Origin of the sequence: Brevibacillus brevis (assembly GCF_001039275.2) — a bacterium.
Taxonomy (GTDB): domain Bacteria; phylum Bacillota; class Bacilli; order Brevibacillales; family Brevibacillaceae; genus Brevibacillus; species Brevibacillus brevis_C.
In genome coordinates this window covers 1096721-1114792 of the sequence record NZ_CP030117.1, presented here as the reverse complement: position 1 = coordinate 1114792, position 18072 = coordinate 1096721, and the positions used below count along the sequence as shown (strand labels likewise).

Here is an 18072-nt window from a genome sequence, read left to right as displayed (position 1 = left end):
GCCACTCTGCTACATACGTTCCTGAAGAGTTTCGTTTATCGTCTCCAAATAATCGTGCAAAGCTGCATCCTCCGGCATTGCTTCCAGCTGGTTTTTAACGAGCTCAGCCGCGATAGCTCCACCTGTCTGTCCTGTTGCATTCTCATACGGAATCAGCGACGTAATGCCGTCGATAACTGCATACACATGCTTAACCTGCTGAATCACGTAGGCGTCCTCATTGCTTTTGCCGCTTCCTTTCATGGAAATGCACTCAAGTTTCATGATGACCCCGCCTTTACGCATGGAGTGATTTGCTTGAAAATTGTATCATTTTTCCTTTCCTTCATCTATAGCTCTCCGTTCATATCCAGTTGTTGAATAGCTGTGGTAAGATAATGAAGGACTTTTTCCAAAAGAGGTAGTTCCAAAAGAAAAGAGGGAATATGCATGAAACGTGAACGATCCGCGCAACTGCACGAGGAAGCACTCGACGTCATTCTGGGCGGGGTAAACAGCCCTTCCCGCTCTTTCAAGGCTGTAGGCGGGGGAGCACCCGTAACGATGGAACGTGCCCAGGGCGCGTATTTCTGGGACGTGGACGGCAATCGATATATTGACTATTTAGCAGCATATGGCCCCATCATTACTGGCCATGCCCATCCACATGTAACCAAAGCGATTTGCGAAGCGGCTGCCAACGGAACCCTGTACGGTACTCCTACTCCATGGGAAATTACCTTCGCAAACATGATCCGCGAAGCAATCCCTTCGATGGAGCGCATTCGATTTAATAACTCCGGTACAGAAGCAGTCATGACCTGCATTCGTGTAGCGCGTGCCTATACCGGTCGTGTCAAAATCATCAAATTCGCAGGCTGCTACCACGGCCACTCTGATTTGGTGCTCGTTGCTGCGGGCTCCGGTCCATCTACCTTGGGGATTCCGGACAGTGCAGGTATTCCACAAAGCATTGCCAGCGAAGTCATTACGGTACCTTTTAATAATGTCGAAGCATTCGCAAATGCTATGAGCAAATGGGGAAGCGAAACGGCTTGCGTCCTCGTTGAGCCGATTGTCGGTAACTTCGGTATCGTGGCACCTGAGCCTGGCTTCCTGGAAGAGGTTAACCGCATTACGCACGAAGCTGGCGCCCTTGTCGTCTACGATGAAGTGATCACGGCCTTCCGCTTCTGCTATGGCGGAGCACAAAACCTCCTCGGAGTCGAGCCTGATCTGACTGCATTGGGCAAAATTATCGGTGGCGGTCTACCAATCGGCGCTTATGGCGGACGTCAGGAAATCATGGAGCAAGTCGCTCCACTCGGACCTGCGTATCAAGCAGGAACAATGGCCGGTAATCCTGCTTCCATCCGTGCGGGAATTGCCTGCCTGGAAGTATTGAAACAGCCGGGCGTGTACGATGAATTCGAACGATTGGGCGCCATGCTTGCGAACGGAATCACCGAAGCAGCCAACAAACACGGCGTAACCATTCAGCTCAATCGTGTAAAAGGGGCACTGGCTGTTTACTTCACGGACGAGCCTGTTCATGATTATGATGCTGCTCAGAAAGCGAATGGAGAAATTTTTGCCCGCTTCTTCCAACTGATGCTGAATGAAGGTGTATGCCTGGCACCATCCAAATATGAAGCCTGGTTCGTGACCACAGCTCATACAGAAGAAGACATTCAATACACCATCGCAGCTGTAGACCGCGCCTTTTCTCAGCTGTAAACCATTCCCACGTCCTTTCGCATCCGTCCAAGGAAATAATAAGCCTGTTCGCGATTATGTTTTCGAGGAGGATATCCCGGTGTCCAAAGGTGAAAAATCATATCCGCAGGCTCCTGAAAAGACGTTGGATTCCAAAATGAGCAGTAAAATGCTCGAAGTGACCGGCTTTCAAAACCCACGCAAAACCGAGCATCACAAAACCCAAAATCACGACAGATGAGCATCAAAACAGACACATTCCCAATCATAATGACGAGGAATGTGTCTGTTTTTTTCGCATGCAGCAACATTGTCAATAATAGTCAGAGATTGTACAATAAAATAGTGAAACTGTCACAGGACTTATTCGTATACATGAATATGGGACAGAATGAAGTAGTAGGGTTACATGTATGGCTTAGCAACATTTCGTTTTCATAGATTACAACGAGGAGTGAGTGTGGAATGTTTTTCCATCCTATGGATTTCCTGATTCTGATTGCATTCGGACTGTCGCTCTGGGCACAGTTCCGTGTGAAAGGAACTTTTAACAAATTCGCCGAAGTTCCTACCTCCTCCGGTCTTACCGGTGCAGAGGCTGCCCGCCGCATGCTCGATGCGAACGGCTTGACGAACGTTCCTGTTCAGCACATCCCAGGTACATTGACTGACCACTACGACCCGACTGACCGTGTCGTACGCCTGTCTGATCCTGTATACTTCGGAAACTCGATTGCATCCCTGTCCGTTGCTTGTCACGAGGTCGGCCATGCGATTCAACACAAGGTCTCCTACCCGATGCTGGTAGCACGTCATCGTATTTTCCCAGTAGTCAATCTGGTGTCCGGTGTGGCGCCATTGCTGCTGTTGGCTGGTTTCTTCTTTAAAATGGCTGGACTCCTGCTCATCGGGATTATCTTCTTCTCCGGAGCAGTTGCTTTCCAGCTCGTGACACTGCCTGTCGAGTTTAACGCAAGTAGCCGTGCGAAAGAACTGATGCTCAAAATGGGCTTCATCCGCAATGAAGAAGAGCGTGGAGCAAGCAAAGTACTGGGCGCAGCCGCTCTGACTTACGTAGCTGCCGCTCTGATCTCTGTTCTCGAGTTGGCGAAGTACATCATGATTTTCCGTAGCTCTGACGACTAATCTCTTTAACGAAACTGCAAAGGTACAGTGCTCTCACATGGGAGGCTGTACCTTTTTTCATGAGGCTACGTTACAATAAGACGGGGGGTTTGCACATGCGAATTGGAATCATTGGATTAGGCAGTATGGGACAAATGCTGGTGAAATCACTCTGTAAAAGCGGTGTGATCCAGCCCGAGCATATCAGCGTCTTCAATCGAACAAGAGAAAAGGCTGAAAATCTGCAAGCATCACATAGCATTCTCATAGCCGAAAGTGCGCAAGAGGTGTGCGACCAGGCAAAGCTGGTCTTTCTCTGCACAAAGCCACTGGATATCCTGCCTCTACTGCGTGAGTTGTCTATCCCTGAAAGTGTACATATTGTTTCTGTGGCAGCAGGCGTTAGCATCGATGATTTGGAAACCGTCCATGCTGGAGCCGTAAGCAAGGTAATTCCTACCGTCACTTCGCAAGAGTTGCATGGTGTATCGTTGTTTACATGTAGCAGTCGAACAAGTGCAGAGGATCGCAATGACCTTCTCACGCTCTTGTCTTCCATTAGTCAATCACAGGAAGTGTCCGAGGTCGAGATCGAAACAGCAACGATCCTCACCAGTAGCGCACCAGGACTGATCGCAGGGATTCTTGACTTGTTCGCCCAGGCAGCCGTTCGCAAAACACCAGAGCTTGACTTGGATACTGCGAGAAGCATGCTGGTGGAAACGATGCTGGGAACCGCTCTTTTGCTCAAAAATGAACAGCTTAGCTTCGACCAGCTAATCGAGCGTGTTGCTACCAAAGGTGGCATTACCGAGGAAGGCTTGCGTGTTCTTGACAAGACGCTTCCTTCCGGATTTGACGAGTTGTTTGCAATGACAGAATCCAAGCACGCTGCTTTAAAGATACTTGTCCAACAGCAAATAAAAGCATAAATCACGGATAGGAGAACAAGACGATGATCATCGGTTGGATTGGTTTGGGGAATATGGGCATTCCAATGGCTAGCAATCTGCTAGCTGCTGGCTACGACGTACGTGTCTGGAATCGTACACCGGGAAAAGCTGCACCATTAGTGGCTCTGGGAGCGAAGGAGACAGCCACTCTGTCAGATTTGGTAGCACAAAGCGATGTACTGTTCACGATGGTAAGTGACGATGATGCCGTAAAAGCAATCTATACGGGCTCAGGTGGTCTCTTGAGTCTTCCCGTGCAAGGAAAGCTGGCCGTGGACATGAGCACCATTTCACCAGATACTTCCCGTTTTCTTGCCGAGCACGCCAAACAAGCTGGGCTGCGCTTTCTCGATGCGCCTGTATCTGGCAGTGTAGGACCTGCAAAAGAAGGGAAGCTCGTCATCATGGTAGGCGGCGAAGAGGCGGATTTTGAGGTAGCCAAGCCTATGCTGGACAAGCTGGGCAAAGCCGCTTTTTATTTGGGACCAAACGGAGCGGGTACATCTGCGAAGCTGGCGATCAACCTGCTGCTCGGCATTACAGTACAAGGTGTGTCTGAAACTTTATTATTCGCACGATCCCTCGGCATTGGTACGGAGCAAATGCTGGACATCATTTCCGAGAGCGCCGTAGGAACGCCACTCATTCGCGGAAAGGCCGCTTCCATCCTCGCTGACGACTATCCGGCTGCCTTTGCCCTAAAGCATATGGCCAAGGACCTTCGCCTTGCGAATGAAGCAGGCGTCTCTACCCCATTGGCTGAATCCGTAAATGCGACCTATCGTCATGCATTGGAAGAAGGCTTGGGCGAGCTGGATTTGATGGCGATCCTGCGTCATCTCGAGGGAAAATGAATAATACTCCCCCCACTTACCTACCGGTTGAAGTGGGGGTTTCTTATGTGTCGTCGTTACCGGACTCTTCTTGCCTGCCAATTCCTTGATGTGACGTTCTACTGACTTAGAACTACACCCGATGTTTCTAGCCATCATTTCAGTGGTCGATAGCATTGACTCTTGTCGCTCATGCTCCCAATTAGTTGCAGTAAATATTTCTCTGACCGCCCCTTCACCAATTATTTTTGAAAAAACCGCAAGAAAACGAACATAACAAAAAACAGGTCAATCATGGTGGTATCTGACCATAATCGACCTGTTCGATGCAATACTATTACGTTAAATAGGGTATAAAATTAAAGCTTCATGTGCGTACAAGGAAAATGAAGAAATCTGTGTACGGGTATTACATGGGTTAAGTCTGTAATTGGTTGAATGATGGGCTCATTCCGTACTGGGTGGCCCCACCGAAATAAAACTTTCTATCCTTTATCCTCCTTAATATCATTATCAATTAAGTCATTCAGGATTAGAGTTGCCTTTTTAATCCTCTCTATATCTATATCCATTAAATTTTTTAAAGTTTCATGATACACATATAAAGAGTCAGAGGTATTAAAGATTGATAGTGTTGCCATAGCAAAATGTCCAATTCCAATTCCCTCTGCAAAAGCATAACGTTCACCCATATATTGAGTTAAATTTTGAAGCTTAGCAATAACTAACGAATTATTAATTTTTAGTTTCACCAATTGAATAATAGTGTTGCTGATAATATACATTTGTTTCGAATCCAAACAATCAATTAACTCTTGTACTGATAATTCATTTTGCTTTATTTGGCGAATTTTTTCATCTAATTCATTTTTGCTAATTATCTTAATCACCCCATGGATTATAAATTTTGGATTTTTCTTTTTCTAAATTTTTTAGTAAATGCTCAACTACATCATTTCTTCCTAGCTCTTTTGCCATATCAATTTCTATTTGATAAGCATTTACCTCCCATCGATAAGCTTCATCATAATCAGTTAATTTTACTCTCCAACCTTCCCAACCACTTGCTTTGTCATCAAGAAAATGTTGATATTCATGTTTCAAAGCACTAAAAGATGCATCAGGATCTATTGATATAGTACCTGGATTTCCTCTTGTGCCATTTGGTCCATATCCCATGGTGGTTGAATCAGTTGTGTAGTTAATTTTTCCACCTTGAGATTCTACATCTTTTAGTATATCATTCCATTCTGTTGGGTTTGAAATTCTACCAGAACCACTAACATCTCTCATTGGGTCATCAGGAAATTTAAACTTAGTAGCATCACCCGTCCCCTCATTATCTCGCTTATTATTTCTATTATTCCCAGTATTATGGTTATGCCCGCCACCACCATTCCCGTCCAACGAAAATAACTTCGGCGTACCTGTATCGGGAACCAGATTGGAAAATCCTTGCATAGCAGCTACAAAACTATTAACCATCTCTTGCATTTCTTTCAACGCATCTTCAACAGTCTTCGCCTTCGTTTTGAACTTCCCATCCAGCGTTTCCATATCTTTTTTAATCGAGTCAAAAAGTCCGAATAATGGAGTTTCATTTCCGTCGCTTCTATTGCTTCCGTTGCTTCCATCTCTGCCGTTACCATCTGGCGTACGATCCCTATTTGGTCCATCTGGCGTCAGTTTGGCGGTTGTAGTCACTGTCTTCATAGCGGCTCCACCCATTCCACCTGACAGTCCACTCGCGATTACCTCAGCACCTATGACATCTACTCTTCCCCTATTCCTACCTCGTTGGTAGCTTTCCTCCAGTGTTCTTTTTAGCTTTGCTTCTTCACCTCCATACTTGTCTTCTATATGGTGTAGCCAATTCACCCCGACTGGAATAACGTAGTCTTGCATGACGCTCTCTCCGACTTTTACACCAGCCGCTTTTATATCTTGACCGATTTCACCGAACGACTTCTCGCCCTGAAACACATCTCCTACATAGTTTGCCGCACTCGTAGCTTTTTGTTCTGTTTCTTTTGCTAAGTTGTTCCCCTCGGTTAACGACTTAACCTTAGCTCCCCTAATGTTGGTGACCGTCTCACCCTCATCACTCGCTAACAATTGTACGCCCGTGTAGGCAACATCGGCAACATCTACGGCAAAGTTCCATAGCGACGACAGGGTCTCTTCAACGACTTCCCCTTCCCCTTTGGCTTCGGCCGCATCGTGATCTACGAGTCGTTTATCTACCGCGCCCTGCCAGCCTAGACTCTTAATATCTTGTTCAAACGGACTCAAGATTGGTGCAAAAGAATGACTCTTCTCCGCATCCAGAAGAATCTGATCGCTACTCGTGTCGTTCTCTTCTACTAATGCGATCGTATCCGTAGCTGTATCGAGGTACATCCCTCCCGAACCCACCATGTAGACAGCGGCACCATTTACATTCAGCTCTCCTGACGCTTGAATGTTTACATTCGTGGTACTGTTCAGACTCACACCCCAGAGGCTACTCATCGAGATTTCCAACGCACCTTCTTTGGCGGTCATCCTCAGTTCGGTGTCTCCCATGGTGAATTCTTTTCCTTGTGGGATGCCAAACGATTTGACTCCCGGGTCCACCATTCGCTTGTCGTTCTTCTCGACAAAGCTTCCCTGTGGCGCATGACGGACGGAGTTGATGACCATCGCATCGTCCTCATCGGCACCTGGGAAATACAATTTTACTTTAGAGCCGATCTCCGGCATGAGGTATAGGATTTGGTTGCCTTCCGCCCCATACGGGAACCACTGTGCCTTGCTCTTATCTTGCGTTTTATCGATAGTGAGATGGATTTTGACTTGGTTTCGTCCGATTTGAATGATTTTCCCGTCGATAGCGGCACCGATGATGGCTTTGTTATAGAACTTCTTTTGTTTCACACTTTTGCGAGTTGCGCAAACATACGTCCACCTGAATAGACCATCTGCCATGCTTGCTATTCGCTTGGTAATAGCGAAGGTCTGCCCCTCTCGTAACACTTCATCCCCAAGCTCTAAAACATCGTCGTGTTCAAACGTGTAGGTCCTATATGGTGCGATGGACTGGTTAACCTCGTATGGCCTGTCTTTCAGCTTGATCTGCTTTCTTCCCTCTGGTAGACCGACCCAGAAGCGCACCTTATTTGCACTCACATCTGGTACGAGGACAGCCCCTACGTGAGAGGCAATTCGTTTTAAAAACACCCAGTCCGTCTCTTCGTACTGCATGATGTATTTGCCCTGTTTGAGATCATTGAAGGCATTATCGATCATATCTCCACCAGGATACTTCGACACGAGCTCATCTACAATACTTGAGTACAATCGGCTCTCGTCTTGAAAAGAACGCATCTTCACGCCCATATCCATGGCATAGGTATGCGATACAGCTTCCACCGTCACATAGTGGACATCACGGACAACCTTGATCTCCACATGATGTAGTCGTCCGATAAATATCGACTTCTTCTGCTTTCCTACCTTCTGACACAGCTCAATAACGTCGTGGCTGCTTGCTCTATGTATAATCTCATCTTCTTTTTCTTCGGGAACAATACCTGTAAAGCGTAATTTTGCATGTTCGCCAGTTTGATGGACAAATTCCAACCGATCAAGTCGGATCGTTCCATAGGGCCAGACAATCTGTATATCCTGGTAGGTCATGACTCCATCCGTTCCCTGCATAAACTCCTCTCCTTCAATCACATCAATCCTGCCCATCCTTTTCAATCGTAATAATCCCTTTGACAGTACAAATCAGCTCCGACTTACTGAGTAAGGCTGGCTCGTTTTTTACCAGTACATCGTGCTTTCCTTCCGTCCACTTGTTAGCTATCATTGGTCTACATACGGTTCCTGTTTCCCTGCAAATACCAAAACACCCAATATTGGCATCGACAACGTTATCGGCAATATTCATGACCGGTTTACCACGCGCGTATACTCCGTGGCATTGCGGCAAATTTAAAAAGCTGGTGTCTGTTCCCTCACTGCATTTTACGGTTGCCCCACGTACAACATAGGAATACTCACCGTGTGCCTTCGGAGCCAGAAGTTGAAGCAAAGACAAAAGCATCTCCCTACTCCCCTTTCGTTACATAACGTTGCAATAACTCATACCAGTCGCATCGTTCGAATCAAGGCTCTAGCTAATGGCTGCCATACAATCACTTCGTCAGCTGCGAAATGGAAGCTACCGAGCAGCAATCTCCCCTCTAGTGCAGTAACAAACAAGATTTGATAATACTTCCCGTTCTTTATCGGTATGACGAATTCGCTACTCGCCACCTTCACTTCACTGAGCTCAATCACTTCGTTATGTACGACTTGCAAGCCCGCTTGCTTTTTTTTCAACTGAATCGTCATTGTACTCAAAAATTGCTCTACATCGTCCATCTGTATGAGGTGCGTCATATGTGTCAGACCAAACATGACTGTGCCTTTTTCATTTTTGTAAGTCATCTGATCATGCTGGTGAGTTGTATTTCCTTTTGATTCGATCCCTCTAGGAATCAGCCACATAGACGTTGGGAGATGAATCGTCATCTGCTCGTTGAAAAATAGCTTCTCTTCGCAATAAATCGTTTGCCCTTCGTACTCAATGACACCACGCTGCACTCCTGCCAGCCATTCTTCAGGTGACATTTGTGCCATCTTCTCTTCTACTTCCTTGATTTCACGTCGTTTCAGGATGTCATTCCAGGCATCCAAGATCTTCTCATCCCAGTAAACGGTCATGACTCCCTCCGTTACGCCTGCTCTACTTTTTGTAAAACAAAGCCCGTATAGCTTCTACGCAGTAAGCTTTCTGCTACATCGAGACTCACCACGATATACGGCTCCAAAATTCCTTCAATGGCAAAAAAATGATGCGCCTTGATCTTTTCGTGGTCTAACACAAGTCTCTTTACGGTTCCATTTAGATAAAACTCGCTATCCTGTGAAAGACAATCCAAGGTAGGTATTTGCATGACCCAGTACACGTTTTGTGAGCCAGATCGCTTGTCTATCAAATGGACACATTTCCACTGAATTCTCGGATTGTATTTCTCGATAATCGACTTCATCTGTTGTGACATCATAGGCACAGGCTTTTCCAGCCAGTCTGTGTACTCGTTGAAGCTATGTTCAGCGACATCTAAAATCGAGACAGGCGGGAGCTGTGCGAAGCTGTCTTCCTTTCGTAGACCCTGCGGTTTCACCTTTTGAGCGATTCGACTGTCATCCATGAGTTGGTAGTAATCTCTCAAGTCATCCCGCCCCCTTGATTTGATCTCGTGTGGAACCATCATCAATATGCACATCTTCGCTAAAGTCCTTAAACTCCCCGACCCTGATGCGCAAACATTTCGCCTTATTTATCTCCGAATACTCTGGGAGTTTTATGGCTTCTTGGATCGCTATCCGGATCAGATCCGTCACCATTTGACTAAAACAATCCAAACGCTTCCATACCATATGCTCCACATCCGCTGTGTGTAGAACACCGATGTACTTTTTACGCTGCTCATCTAGAAGACGAATCAACGATGAAATCTCTTGAAAAGCCCAACTGGCGTCGTATCTGGCATAGCATTCGACAGGTTCCCAATACCACTGATCTGTATAAGCCTCAATGAGGTAGGTATAAGTACCTTCCAGAATAGATGTCCTCAGCATGGAGTAATGAATAAATCCAACAGGTGCTAGCTCCTCACGATCCTGCATGACTTTGATCCGACTTGCGATCTGTCGAAACGACTCCACAAACTCATCGACGAGCTGGGCTTGATGTTGATGGAAAAATAGCTGGACTGCCGCCACCCGTTCTGCCAAAGCAGGCAAAAACACCTGGTCGTGCAGATGCTGGAGTGCTTCTTCTTTCATCATGACCGTGTGTTCCTCCCATTAGTTCATTTTTATCTCCGTTCCCTTGATCTCGATCTTTTCATTTAATGAAATGGTGTTTCCTTTTCCAATCAGCTCGATCTTATCGGCCTTGACTCGTAGCGTTTGCCCGATCAGATACGCCTCGTTACTAGCACTAATGCTCACATTTTTATCACTCACGATCTCGATTCCGGTATTATCGCTGATTGTGATAGACATACCGCCTGCTGATATCACGATCTTATCTGGCGCCAGCATGATCTCCTTGCCGTATTTCGTGCGGAAGGTCTTCACAGCCGGATCTTTCATCCGATCGGGGCCCGCGCTCGGTCTTGAGCTACTTGGAGCGGAGGACTTTTGGGGAGCCGGAGATTCGGCACCTGGGTTATCTCGGAGCACCGAGCTGATGGCGATACCGTCCTCTTCCTTTTTGCTCGGGAAGTAGATTCGTATCTGGTCGCCTATTTCCGGCATGACATACCAACCTGTATTGTTCTCGGACGTATAGATCGTCGAATAAGGGAACCAGTAAGCAGTACTCTCATCCTGTTGATCATCCATGTCTAGTTTGGCTCTGATATTATCTTTTTGAATCTGAAGAACGCGCCCTTGGATAGAGGCACCTATGATCGCGTTGTTATACATTTTCTTGCGCGAGAGTCCCTTATGTGGAAAGAGCTTGTAGGTATGCGTCAGTATTCCTTCCTTCATTTCAGTGACAGCTTCTCCGACGACAAGCTTCTTGGACTTGAAGCTCACTTCATCACCGACTTCGAGGATCTGCGGGCTTTCCACTTCATATACCGTAAAATCTTGATCATCAATTCCTGGCACTCGGTTTTCCGCAGCGCTCTGATATTCCCCCACCCTCTTTTGTACCGTATAATGCGCGACCTCTAGCTTGCCTTTGTCCTTCCCTTTGGGCAGACCGAAATAAAATTTGGGTAGATCAAAAGCCGTTGCAGGCACCAAGCCCGTATAGAATCGCGATGCCATCCGCTGGAGAAACTGCCAGTCGGTTTCTTCATATTGCATCACAAACGTATTGATCGCCTTGCCGTTCGTGACCGAATCGATAAAATCCGCTTTCCCATATGCGGACAGCACCATTTTGACTAGCGCCGCATAAGTCATCGCTGGATTTTGGAATGAGCGTTTTCTCGGTTTGACATCCAATAAGTAGCTATGTGAAACAGCCTTCACTGTTAGGTAATAAATGCCCCTGACGGATTGGATGTTTACATTCGTCACGATGCCTTGAAACCATGGCTTCGGCTGCCCCTTCTCGTCCGTCAAAGCTATTTTGATATGCGTTTGTTCATTTGTTAGATTCACATAGCTGTCTTTCAGCTCATCTGGAATAATGCCCGTGATCGTTACCTTCGCGTGTTCGTTCATCTTTTTAACCACTTTTAGTGATTGCAAATGCGTGAAGTTGTAAGGTGTCACTTGAATATTTCCATAGGTTAAAACCCGATTACTCACGTAGACTACTCCCTCCGTGGATATATCCAATGTTCTATCTCTTATACCAAAATAGACCATTCTTTATAGATAAATTAATGGTAGTAGTTGTTTCCATTACCATAAATAAGCACAAAGTCCTTTTTTTATTTACAACCTAGTGCTTTTTACCCTGTTTTTGGAAATATCCAATTGCCCTACCTACTTATTGACCATTATCTTGTAACTACTAACACTTAGGTAGCCGGGCTATAAGCAGTTCATTACGCAGCGCTTTTATTAGATGAATGAGGAGCTCGTTTGAAAGAAAAGAAAGACCGGAATTCTCTCCGGTCTTTCAGGCTATTGTTTGTCCTTCAGCCACGCATTAAAAATCTTTGCTTCCTCTACTGCCCGTTCTTTGAAGGAATAACGCTTGTCACGCAAGCTCTGCGACCAGCGATCCACATAGTTTTTCATCTGCCCCGACATGCCGTACCAATAGATCGGTGTAGAAAAAATCAGAAAATCATGGGCGAGCTCCGCTTCTGTCACTTCATCGTAATCATCCGCGACTGCATCGAAGCCTCCCTCGTCATGCCTTTGGTCGTGAATCGGGCGAATGTTTTTTTCACGCAGATGGATACTGGTGTGCGGCAAAAATCTGCCTTTCTCAAAGCTTAAAATGCTTCACCAACGCTTCAAACTGTCGGATCATTTTATCCAGTTCTGTCACAGACTGCGTCAGCCTGTCCATATCGCCCAGCGTCGTTTCCGCCACAGCACGTACTTCCTCGGAGCCAGCCGATGTTTCCTCGGAAAGAGCCGTTACTTCCAAAACAGCATCGACCATTTGCCTGGACAGCTTGGCCTGCTCATCCATCCGCTGTTTAATATCGTCAATCGAAGCAACGGTCTGTTGTACTCGCTCCACGGAATCACCCAACGTCTCTCCAGTCTGTCCGACGATTCGAACGCCCTCCTCGATCACGCCGTGCCCTTCCTCTGAGCGCTTCATGAACTGATTGATTTGCAACTGGATGTTATCAATGATCCCTTGAATGTCTTGCGTCGAATCTGCTGTCTGCTGAGCCAGCTTGCGAATTTCATCAGCTACCACCGCAAATCCCCTGCCTGCTTCACCCGCTCTCGCTGCTTCGATCGCCGCATTTAGCGACAAAAGATTCGTCTGATTGGAAATCGACGAGATCATGGTAGAGATTTGCCCGATTCGCTCTGATTGGACATGCAGCTCTGTCATAGACTCCATGCTCTGGTTCATCAAATTTTGTACCATATTCATTTTAGTAGACGCCTGTAAGACAGCTTCCTTCCCTTCCTGAAAAGCATCCATCATATCAAGAGAAGCCGTTCGCGTCTGCTCCGTAAATCGCTGAATATCGACTGTCAAGCTGTTCAAGTCATTGATGTCATTCGCGATTTGATCCATATTTCCGCTGGTTTCCTCGGCTCCCTTGGTAATTTCCACAATGGTCGAAGTCACTTCCGTCATGGCCGTGCTGGTCACCGAGCTTGCTTGCATCAAGGACTGGGAAAACTGCTGCAGCTCCTCTCCCGAAGCCGAGAGCTGATTGATGATGGAGCGCAGGTTTTCCGTCATTAGGCTGTATGCCTTGCTGAGCGTACCCAGTTCGTCCGAACGATTCAATGCCAGCGTACAGGTAAGATCGCCTTTTGCCGTTTGATCGAGCGCTGTGACGATTGTCTGGATTGGCTTAATCAGGGAGCGTGCAAGGAAAATGCTCAGCCCTACTGCTGCTATCAGGCTAACGAGTACCGTCACCAGGCTGATGTTACGACTCTCGTAAATGCTAGCCAACACATCGCTGTAATTTTCCTCGATTACTAGCGCCCAGCCCAGCTCTTCCAAGTAAGTGTAAGCTGTAATCGCTTCTTGTTCGTTATAGCTTGTATATGGTTCCATAATCAGGCCTGTCGCTTTTGTCTCGATAGCTTTGGCAGCCGGAGGAAATTGCTTCATCGAAATGTTCGGGAAAAGTTGACCCGCTTTCAGCTCTTTTTCTGCCTTTTCGATTTGTTTGGCATCACCTGATTGCTTGGCCTTTTCCACTTCTGCTTCGAGCGGCTTTACATGCGCATCCAGCTGCTCCTTGTACCAATTGCTCTCCTTGAGCTCAGTAGAGCCGGCGATCAGTTGCCCGTCTTGGTCGATCAAGTACGCACGACCCGACGTTCCCAAAGTAAAGCCGTTAATAAACGCTGCAATGGAATCGAGCGTCACTGCTTGCTGGACTACAGCGGACAGCTTTTTGTTTTGATCGTAGACCGGTGTAGAAAATGGCAGCTTCACCTTTCCATCCCCTGTAGACACAAAAGCGGAACCAATCACTGGCTTTTGTTCCTTAACGGCTTTGCTGAAGTAATCACGGGAGGACAAATCCTCAAGACGAAACCCCCTCGACGGATTGATGATCGCTTTGCCATCTGGTCGCAGGATCGCTGTGGTTGTCGTAGGATTAGCTTCTGCCAGCCCTTTCACCGTCTGCGCCCAGTACTCGACCTCTGGAGGCAAATTGTCCGCTGTCTCGGGAAACGGAATGTTGTTTATATTCGGCAAAGAGGCAACCTGTGCCAGCGATACATGCCTCTCTTGTGCCCATGTACGAATCTTGTCACCCGCATAATTCAGGGAATCCTCGAGCTGAGAAGATTTATTTTCCATGACCAGACGCTCAAGAAAAAAATAATTTGTCCCTGCTACTCCGCCGACGCTGAGCAGTGTAATGATCATAAAAGCTGCTAGAAACCGTGTAAACAAATTCATGGATACACCTCTTTTCCAATGCTTCAAAATAAAAAGACATGTATCGAATTCCCTACTTTTAGCAAATCAAAACAAAAATTTTAAAAAATTCTTACAAAACAGTACAACCATCCCTTATTTACACTTCTTCATTGACAATCACTTTTTTCCCTTTCATTTTCATGATGAGCGGCACCGTTACCCACAGCACGGCAATCAGCAAAAAGACAAAGGAAACAGGGCGTTCGACAAAGATCATGAGATCACCGTTGGAAATGGTCAGCGCCCGACGCAAGTTATTTTCGATCATTGGTCCAAGTACAAGACCGAGAACGAGCGGTGCCATTGGATAGTCATGCTTGGACATAAAATAGCCGAATATCCCGCAAGCGATCAGCAGCAACAAATCAAACGTCGAAACCTTCACCGCATATACCCCAAAGACAGAAATCGCGACGATCATCGGAATCAGGTACTTTGGCGGTGTTTCAATAATTTTGGCAAACACCTTAACCAAAGGCATGTTCAGCAGCAACAGCATCAGATTTCCGATAAACATGCTGGCAATCAATCCCCAAGCAATAGACGGATGATTTTCAAATAACAAGGGACCCGGCTGGACGTTATACATGATTAACGCCCCCATCAGGACGGCCGTGGTGCCTGTTCCCGGTATTCCCAACGTCAGAAGCGGAATCATCGCTCCTCCAGAGGCAGCATTATTGGCTGCTTCTGGTCCTGCAACACCCTCGATAGCGCCTTTCCCGAACTTCTCTGGATGCTTGCTGATTTTTTTCTCCAGCAAATACGAGAGAAACGACGACAGCGTAGCTCCTGAGCCAGGTACGATTCCTTTGAAAAAGCCGAGCAGCGAGCCTCGCAATATTGGTCCAGCGCTATCCCTCATGTCTTGTTTCGTCGGCAAAATGCGGGTTATTTTCGCAATCTCTCCACTGTTGCTCTCTCTGTCCAGAATCGTTTTAAAAACCTCTCCCAGCGCAAAAATCCCTACAGCAACCGTGAGAAACTCCAGCCCTTGGTACAGCTCGGGCAGGTCAAAGGTAAAACGAGCTACACCCGAGATCGTGTCCATCCCGACCGTCGCCATCATCAAGCCAATTGTCGTCATGAGCAAGGCCTTCGTAATCGACTTGCCTGCGAATCCGCTCAAGGCGCATAACCCGAGAATCATCAGAGAAAACTCTTCAGCCGGTCCCAGCTTTAAGGCGACCTCAGACAACGGCTTGGCTAACAGAACCAATCCGATCAGAGAAATAATCCCCGCTACAAATGAACCGATCGCAGCAATCGCTAAAGCAGCACCTGCTCGTCCCTGCTTTGCCATCGGATAACCATCCAGCGCTGTGACCACCGAGGATGATTCGCCCGGTGTATTGAGCAAAATCGAAGTAGTCGACCCGCCGTACATCGCGCCATAATACACACCCGCCAGCAAAATAATCGCACTGGTCGCGGCCTCCTCAGGTGGCAAACCACCTGTCAACGATGCTGTGACTGGTATCAGAAGCGCTACACCACTGATCGGACCGATTCCTGGTAGTACGCCCACCATTGTACCGATCAAGACGCCGACAAACGCAAACAGGATGTTTTGCCATTGGAGTGCAACAGCAAATCCACTCATCAAATATTGCAAGGTATCCATCTTCCTATTCCCTCCCTATAAGCCTAACCATACAGGTAGTCCTGGCAATGTTCCCTCTAGCAGCTTCACATACACGATATAGATTCCACTGGCGAAAGCAGCGGCGATCAGTATCGTTGCCAGTGGCTTTCCTCTATCCATGGTTTGAAAGCCAACCAGTAGAAAGAAAAAGGTAGAAATGATATACCCGAGCAGCTCAAGCAACAGCACGTAGCCAATCGCTGCGATCAGTATGATAGAAAATCGCTTATAATCAAGAACTTCCTTCTCCCTACCATCCTCAGCCTTGTAGCGGAAGGTTTCAAAAAACAGACGAAGACTCAATAAAATCAGGATAACTCCCAGCCCCATCGGAAAAATGTTTGGCCCGACATTGCTTCCGTAAGCGCTTTGGCTAATATATTGGCTCTGGTAGACAAATCCGGTACCCAGCGCAAGGAAAGCCAGGCTGGCATAGCGATCAAATGTTTTACTCATTGCTGTTCTTCCTCCCTGTTGAAAATCTGCTGCGAAGCGAGCGAAAGAGAGAAGAGGTCCTGCCCCTTCCCTCTGTTTCCCGCTTTATTTATGAATACCGATCGCCTTCAACAGTTCCTCGATCTGTTTATCCTGCTCGTCCAGGAATGCTTTGAAATCCTTCGAGTTCTTGTAATCTCCCTCTACGCCATCCGCCTTCAGCAATTGTTTCCATTCTTCTTTTTCACTCAATGCCTTGAAGGTTTTGTCCCAGTACGCAATCTCGGCTTCTCCCATCTCTTTTGGACCCAATACGCCGCGCCAGATCGTAAATTCCGCATCCAGACCGAGTTCCTTCATAGTTGGCACGTCGCTCAAAATTCCGCCCAGACGCTCAGGTGCAGTCACAGCCAACACACGGATTTTTTTCGCTTCCAAATAAGGCAGTACCAGTGATACAGGCTTGGCAGCAGCTTGTGCATGGTTTCCGAGCAGCGCGGTGATCGATTCTCCACCACCCTCATACGCGACATACTTCACCTTTGTCGGATCAAGACCGTACTTGTAGATTGGAAGCATCGCAATCACATGGTCCATGCTGCCCGGTGAGGAACCACCAGCGATTGTCACCTGTGTAGGGTCTGCCTTGATGTCATCCAGGAGAGACTTAAGATCCTGATACTTGGAGTCAGCAGGCACGGAGATCGCGCCGTAATCTCTTGTTAACTGCGCCAGTGGAGTTGTATCCTTGTAGCCATATGGGCTATTTCCCTCTTTTTTATGGTTGTTCAAAAGCACTGGCGGTGAGTTCACTAGCAGCTTGTACGGATTTTTGGTTTCCTTGGTGGCATATTCCGCCATGTAGACGCTACCTCCCCCGCCAGGTCTGTTTTCGACCAGAACCGTTTCCGTTACCAATTTCGTGTCAGCCAAACCTTTTGCCAGAAGTCTTGCCGTTTTATCCAAACCACCGCCTGCCCCATTGGGAGCAACGAGCGTGATCGCTTTTTCCGGATAGTTGGATGCAGCCGCAGTCGCTTGATCTTTACCAGTCTCCTTGGCACCCCCACAGGCAGCCAAACTGACCGTCAGTGCTGTAGACAAAACAGCCAACATCCATTTTTTCGATTTTCTTTGCATGACAATTCCTCCTACTGTTTCGTATAGTAAAACGCTTACATTATTCTGTGAGTGGCAAAGCCCGTAAAGGGTATTTCGCCACTGCACAGACTT

The 18072-nt window shown here is 47.1% G+C and carries 17 protein-coding genes and 1 pseudogene; 5 read left to right on the top strand and 13 right to left on the bottom strand.

Annotation, left to right across the window (positions count from 1 at the left end):
• Positions 1-9: 9 nt before the first annotated feature.
• Complete coding sequence (locus tag AB432_RS30960) at positions 10-264, bottom strand: hypothetical protein (RefSeq protein ID WP_235617625.1); 255 nt, start codon at positions 262-264, stop codon at positions 10-12.
• Between the two features lie 165 nt (positions 265-429).
• Here AB432_RS30960 and AB432_RS05800 point away from each other — a divergent pair, with 165 nt between their 5' ends.
• The 5 genes from AB432_RS05800 to AB432_RS05785 all read left to right on the top strand — a co-directional run bounded on the left by AB432_RS05800 (position 430) and on the right by AB432_RS05785 (position 4627).
• Positions 430-1716 carry a glutamate-1-semialdehyde 2,1-aminomutase gene (locus AB432_RS05800; RefSeq protein ID WP_048031442.1) on the top strand — a complete coding sequence of 429 codons (1287 nt, stop codon included), beginning with the start codon at positions 430-432 and terminating at the stop codon, positions 1714-1716.
• A gap of 79 nt (positions 1717-1795) precedes the next feature.
• Positions 1796-1936, top strand: coding sequence for a hypothetical protein (locus tag AB432_RS30665; protein ID WP_007729817.1), 141 nt, complete (start codon positions 1796-1798; stop codon positions 1934-1936).
• Between the two features lie 224 nt (positions 1937-2160).
• The gene (locus AB432_RS05795) at positions 2161-2841 is read left to right on the top strand and encodes a zinc metallopeptidase (RefSeq protein ID WP_048031441.1); all 681 of its coding nucleotides are present in this window, start codon (positions 2161-2163) and stop codon (positions 2839-2841) included.
• A 95-nt stretch (positions 2842-2936) separates the two neighbouring features.
• Positions 2937-3752 (top strand): pyrroline-5-carboxylate reductase family protein, encoded by an 816-nt coding sequence (locus AB432_RS05790; protein ID WP_048031440.1) that lies wholly within the window; start codon positions 2937-2939, stop codon positions 3750-3752.
• 23 nt (positions 3753-3775) lie between these two features.
• Positions 3776-4627, top strand: coding sequence for an NAD(P)-dependent oxidoreductase (locus AB432_RS05785; RefSeq protein WP_048031439.1), 852 nt, complete (start codon positions 3776-3778; stop codon positions 4625-4627).
• A gap of 464 nt (positions 4628-5091) precedes the next feature.
• Here AB432_RS05785 and AB432_RS05780 read toward each other — a convergent pair whose 3' ends face one another.
• The 12 genes and pseudogenes from AB432_RS05780 to AB432_RS05725 all read right to left on the bottom strand — a co-directional run bounded on the left by AB432_RS05780 (position 5092) and on the right by AB432_RS05725 (position 17979).
• The gene (locus AB432_RS05780) at positions 5092-5496 is read right to left on the bottom strand and encodes a hypothetical protein (protein ID WP_048031438.1); all 405 of its coding nucleotides are present in this window, start codon (positions 5494-5496) and stop codon (positions 5092-5094) included.
• The gene (locus AB432_RS05775; RefSeq protein ID WP_235617624.1) at positions 5489-8341 is read right to left on the bottom strand and encodes a phage late control D family protein; all 2853 of its coding nucleotides are present in this window, start codon (positions 8339-8341) and stop codon (positions 5489-5491) included. The genes AB432_RS05780 and AB432_RS05775 overlap by 8 nt, the downstream gene beginning before the upstream one ends.
• Positions 8328-8696, bottom strand: a complete 369-nt coding sequence (locus AB432_RS05770; protein WP_048031437.1) for a DUF4280 domain-containing protein — start codon at positions 8694-8696, stop codon at positions 8328-8330. Before AB432_RS05770 ends, AB432_RS05775 begins: the two co-directional genes overlap by 14 nt.
• A 38-nt stretch (positions 8697-8734) precedes the next feature.
• Entirely contained in the window at positions 8735-9358 is a 624-nt protein-coding gene (locus AB432_RS05765; protein ID WP_048031436.1) for a hypothetical protein, read from the bottom strand.
• 11 nt (positions 9359-9369) lie between these two features.
• The gene (locus AB432_RS05760) at positions 9370-9870 is read right to left on the bottom strand and encodes an imm11 family protein (RefSeq protein ID WP_048031435.1); all 501 of its coding nucleotides are present in this window, start codon (positions 9868-9870) and stop codon (positions 9370-9372) included.
• A 1-nt stretch (position 9871) separates the two neighbouring features.
• The gene (locus AB432_RS05755) at positions 9872-10489 is read right to left on the bottom strand and encodes a hypothetical protein (protein ID WP_053079552.1); all 618 of its coding nucleotides are present in this window, start codon (positions 10487-10489) and stop codon (positions 9872-9874) included.
• Positions 10490-10507: 18 nt separating this feature from the next.
• Positions 10508-11974, bottom strand: a complete 1467-nt coding sequence (locus AB432_RS05750; protein WP_048031434.1) for a contractile injection system protein, VgrG/Pvc8 family — start codon at positions 11972-11974, stop codon at positions 10508-10510.
• Between the two features lie 372 nt (positions 11975-12346).
• A pseudogene (locus AB432_RS05745) lies at positions 12347-12577 on the bottom strand (flavodoxin family protein); the annotation flags it as partial.
• Between the two features lie 28 nt (positions 12578-12605).
• Entirely contained in the window at positions 12606-14738 is a 2133-nt protein-coding gene (locus AB432_RS05740) for a methyl-accepting chemotaxis protein (protein WP_048031433.1), read from the bottom strand.
• 118 nt (positions 14739-14856) lie between these two features.
• The gene (locus AB432_RS05735; RefSeq protein WP_048031432.1) at positions 14857-16383 is read right to left on the bottom strand and encodes a tripartite tricarboxylate transporter permease; all 1527 of its coding nucleotides are present in this window, start codon (positions 16381-16383) and stop codon (positions 14857-14859) included.
• Between the two features lie 15 nt (positions 16384-16398).
• Positions 16399-16860 carry a tripartite tricarboxylate transporter TctB family protein gene (locus tag AB432_RS05730; protein WP_048031431.1) on the bottom strand — a complete coding sequence of 154 codons (462 nt, stop codon included), beginning with the start codon at positions 16858-16860 and terminating at the stop codon, positions 16399-16401.
• Between the two features lie 84 nt (positions 16861-16944).
• Complete coding sequence (locus tag AB432_RS05725) at positions 16945-17979, bottom strand: Bug family tripartite tricarboxylate transporter substrate binding protein (RefSeq protein ID WP_048031430.1); 1035 nt, start codon at positions 17977-17979, stop codon at positions 16945-16947.
• Positions 17980-18072 lie beyond the last annotated feature (93 nt).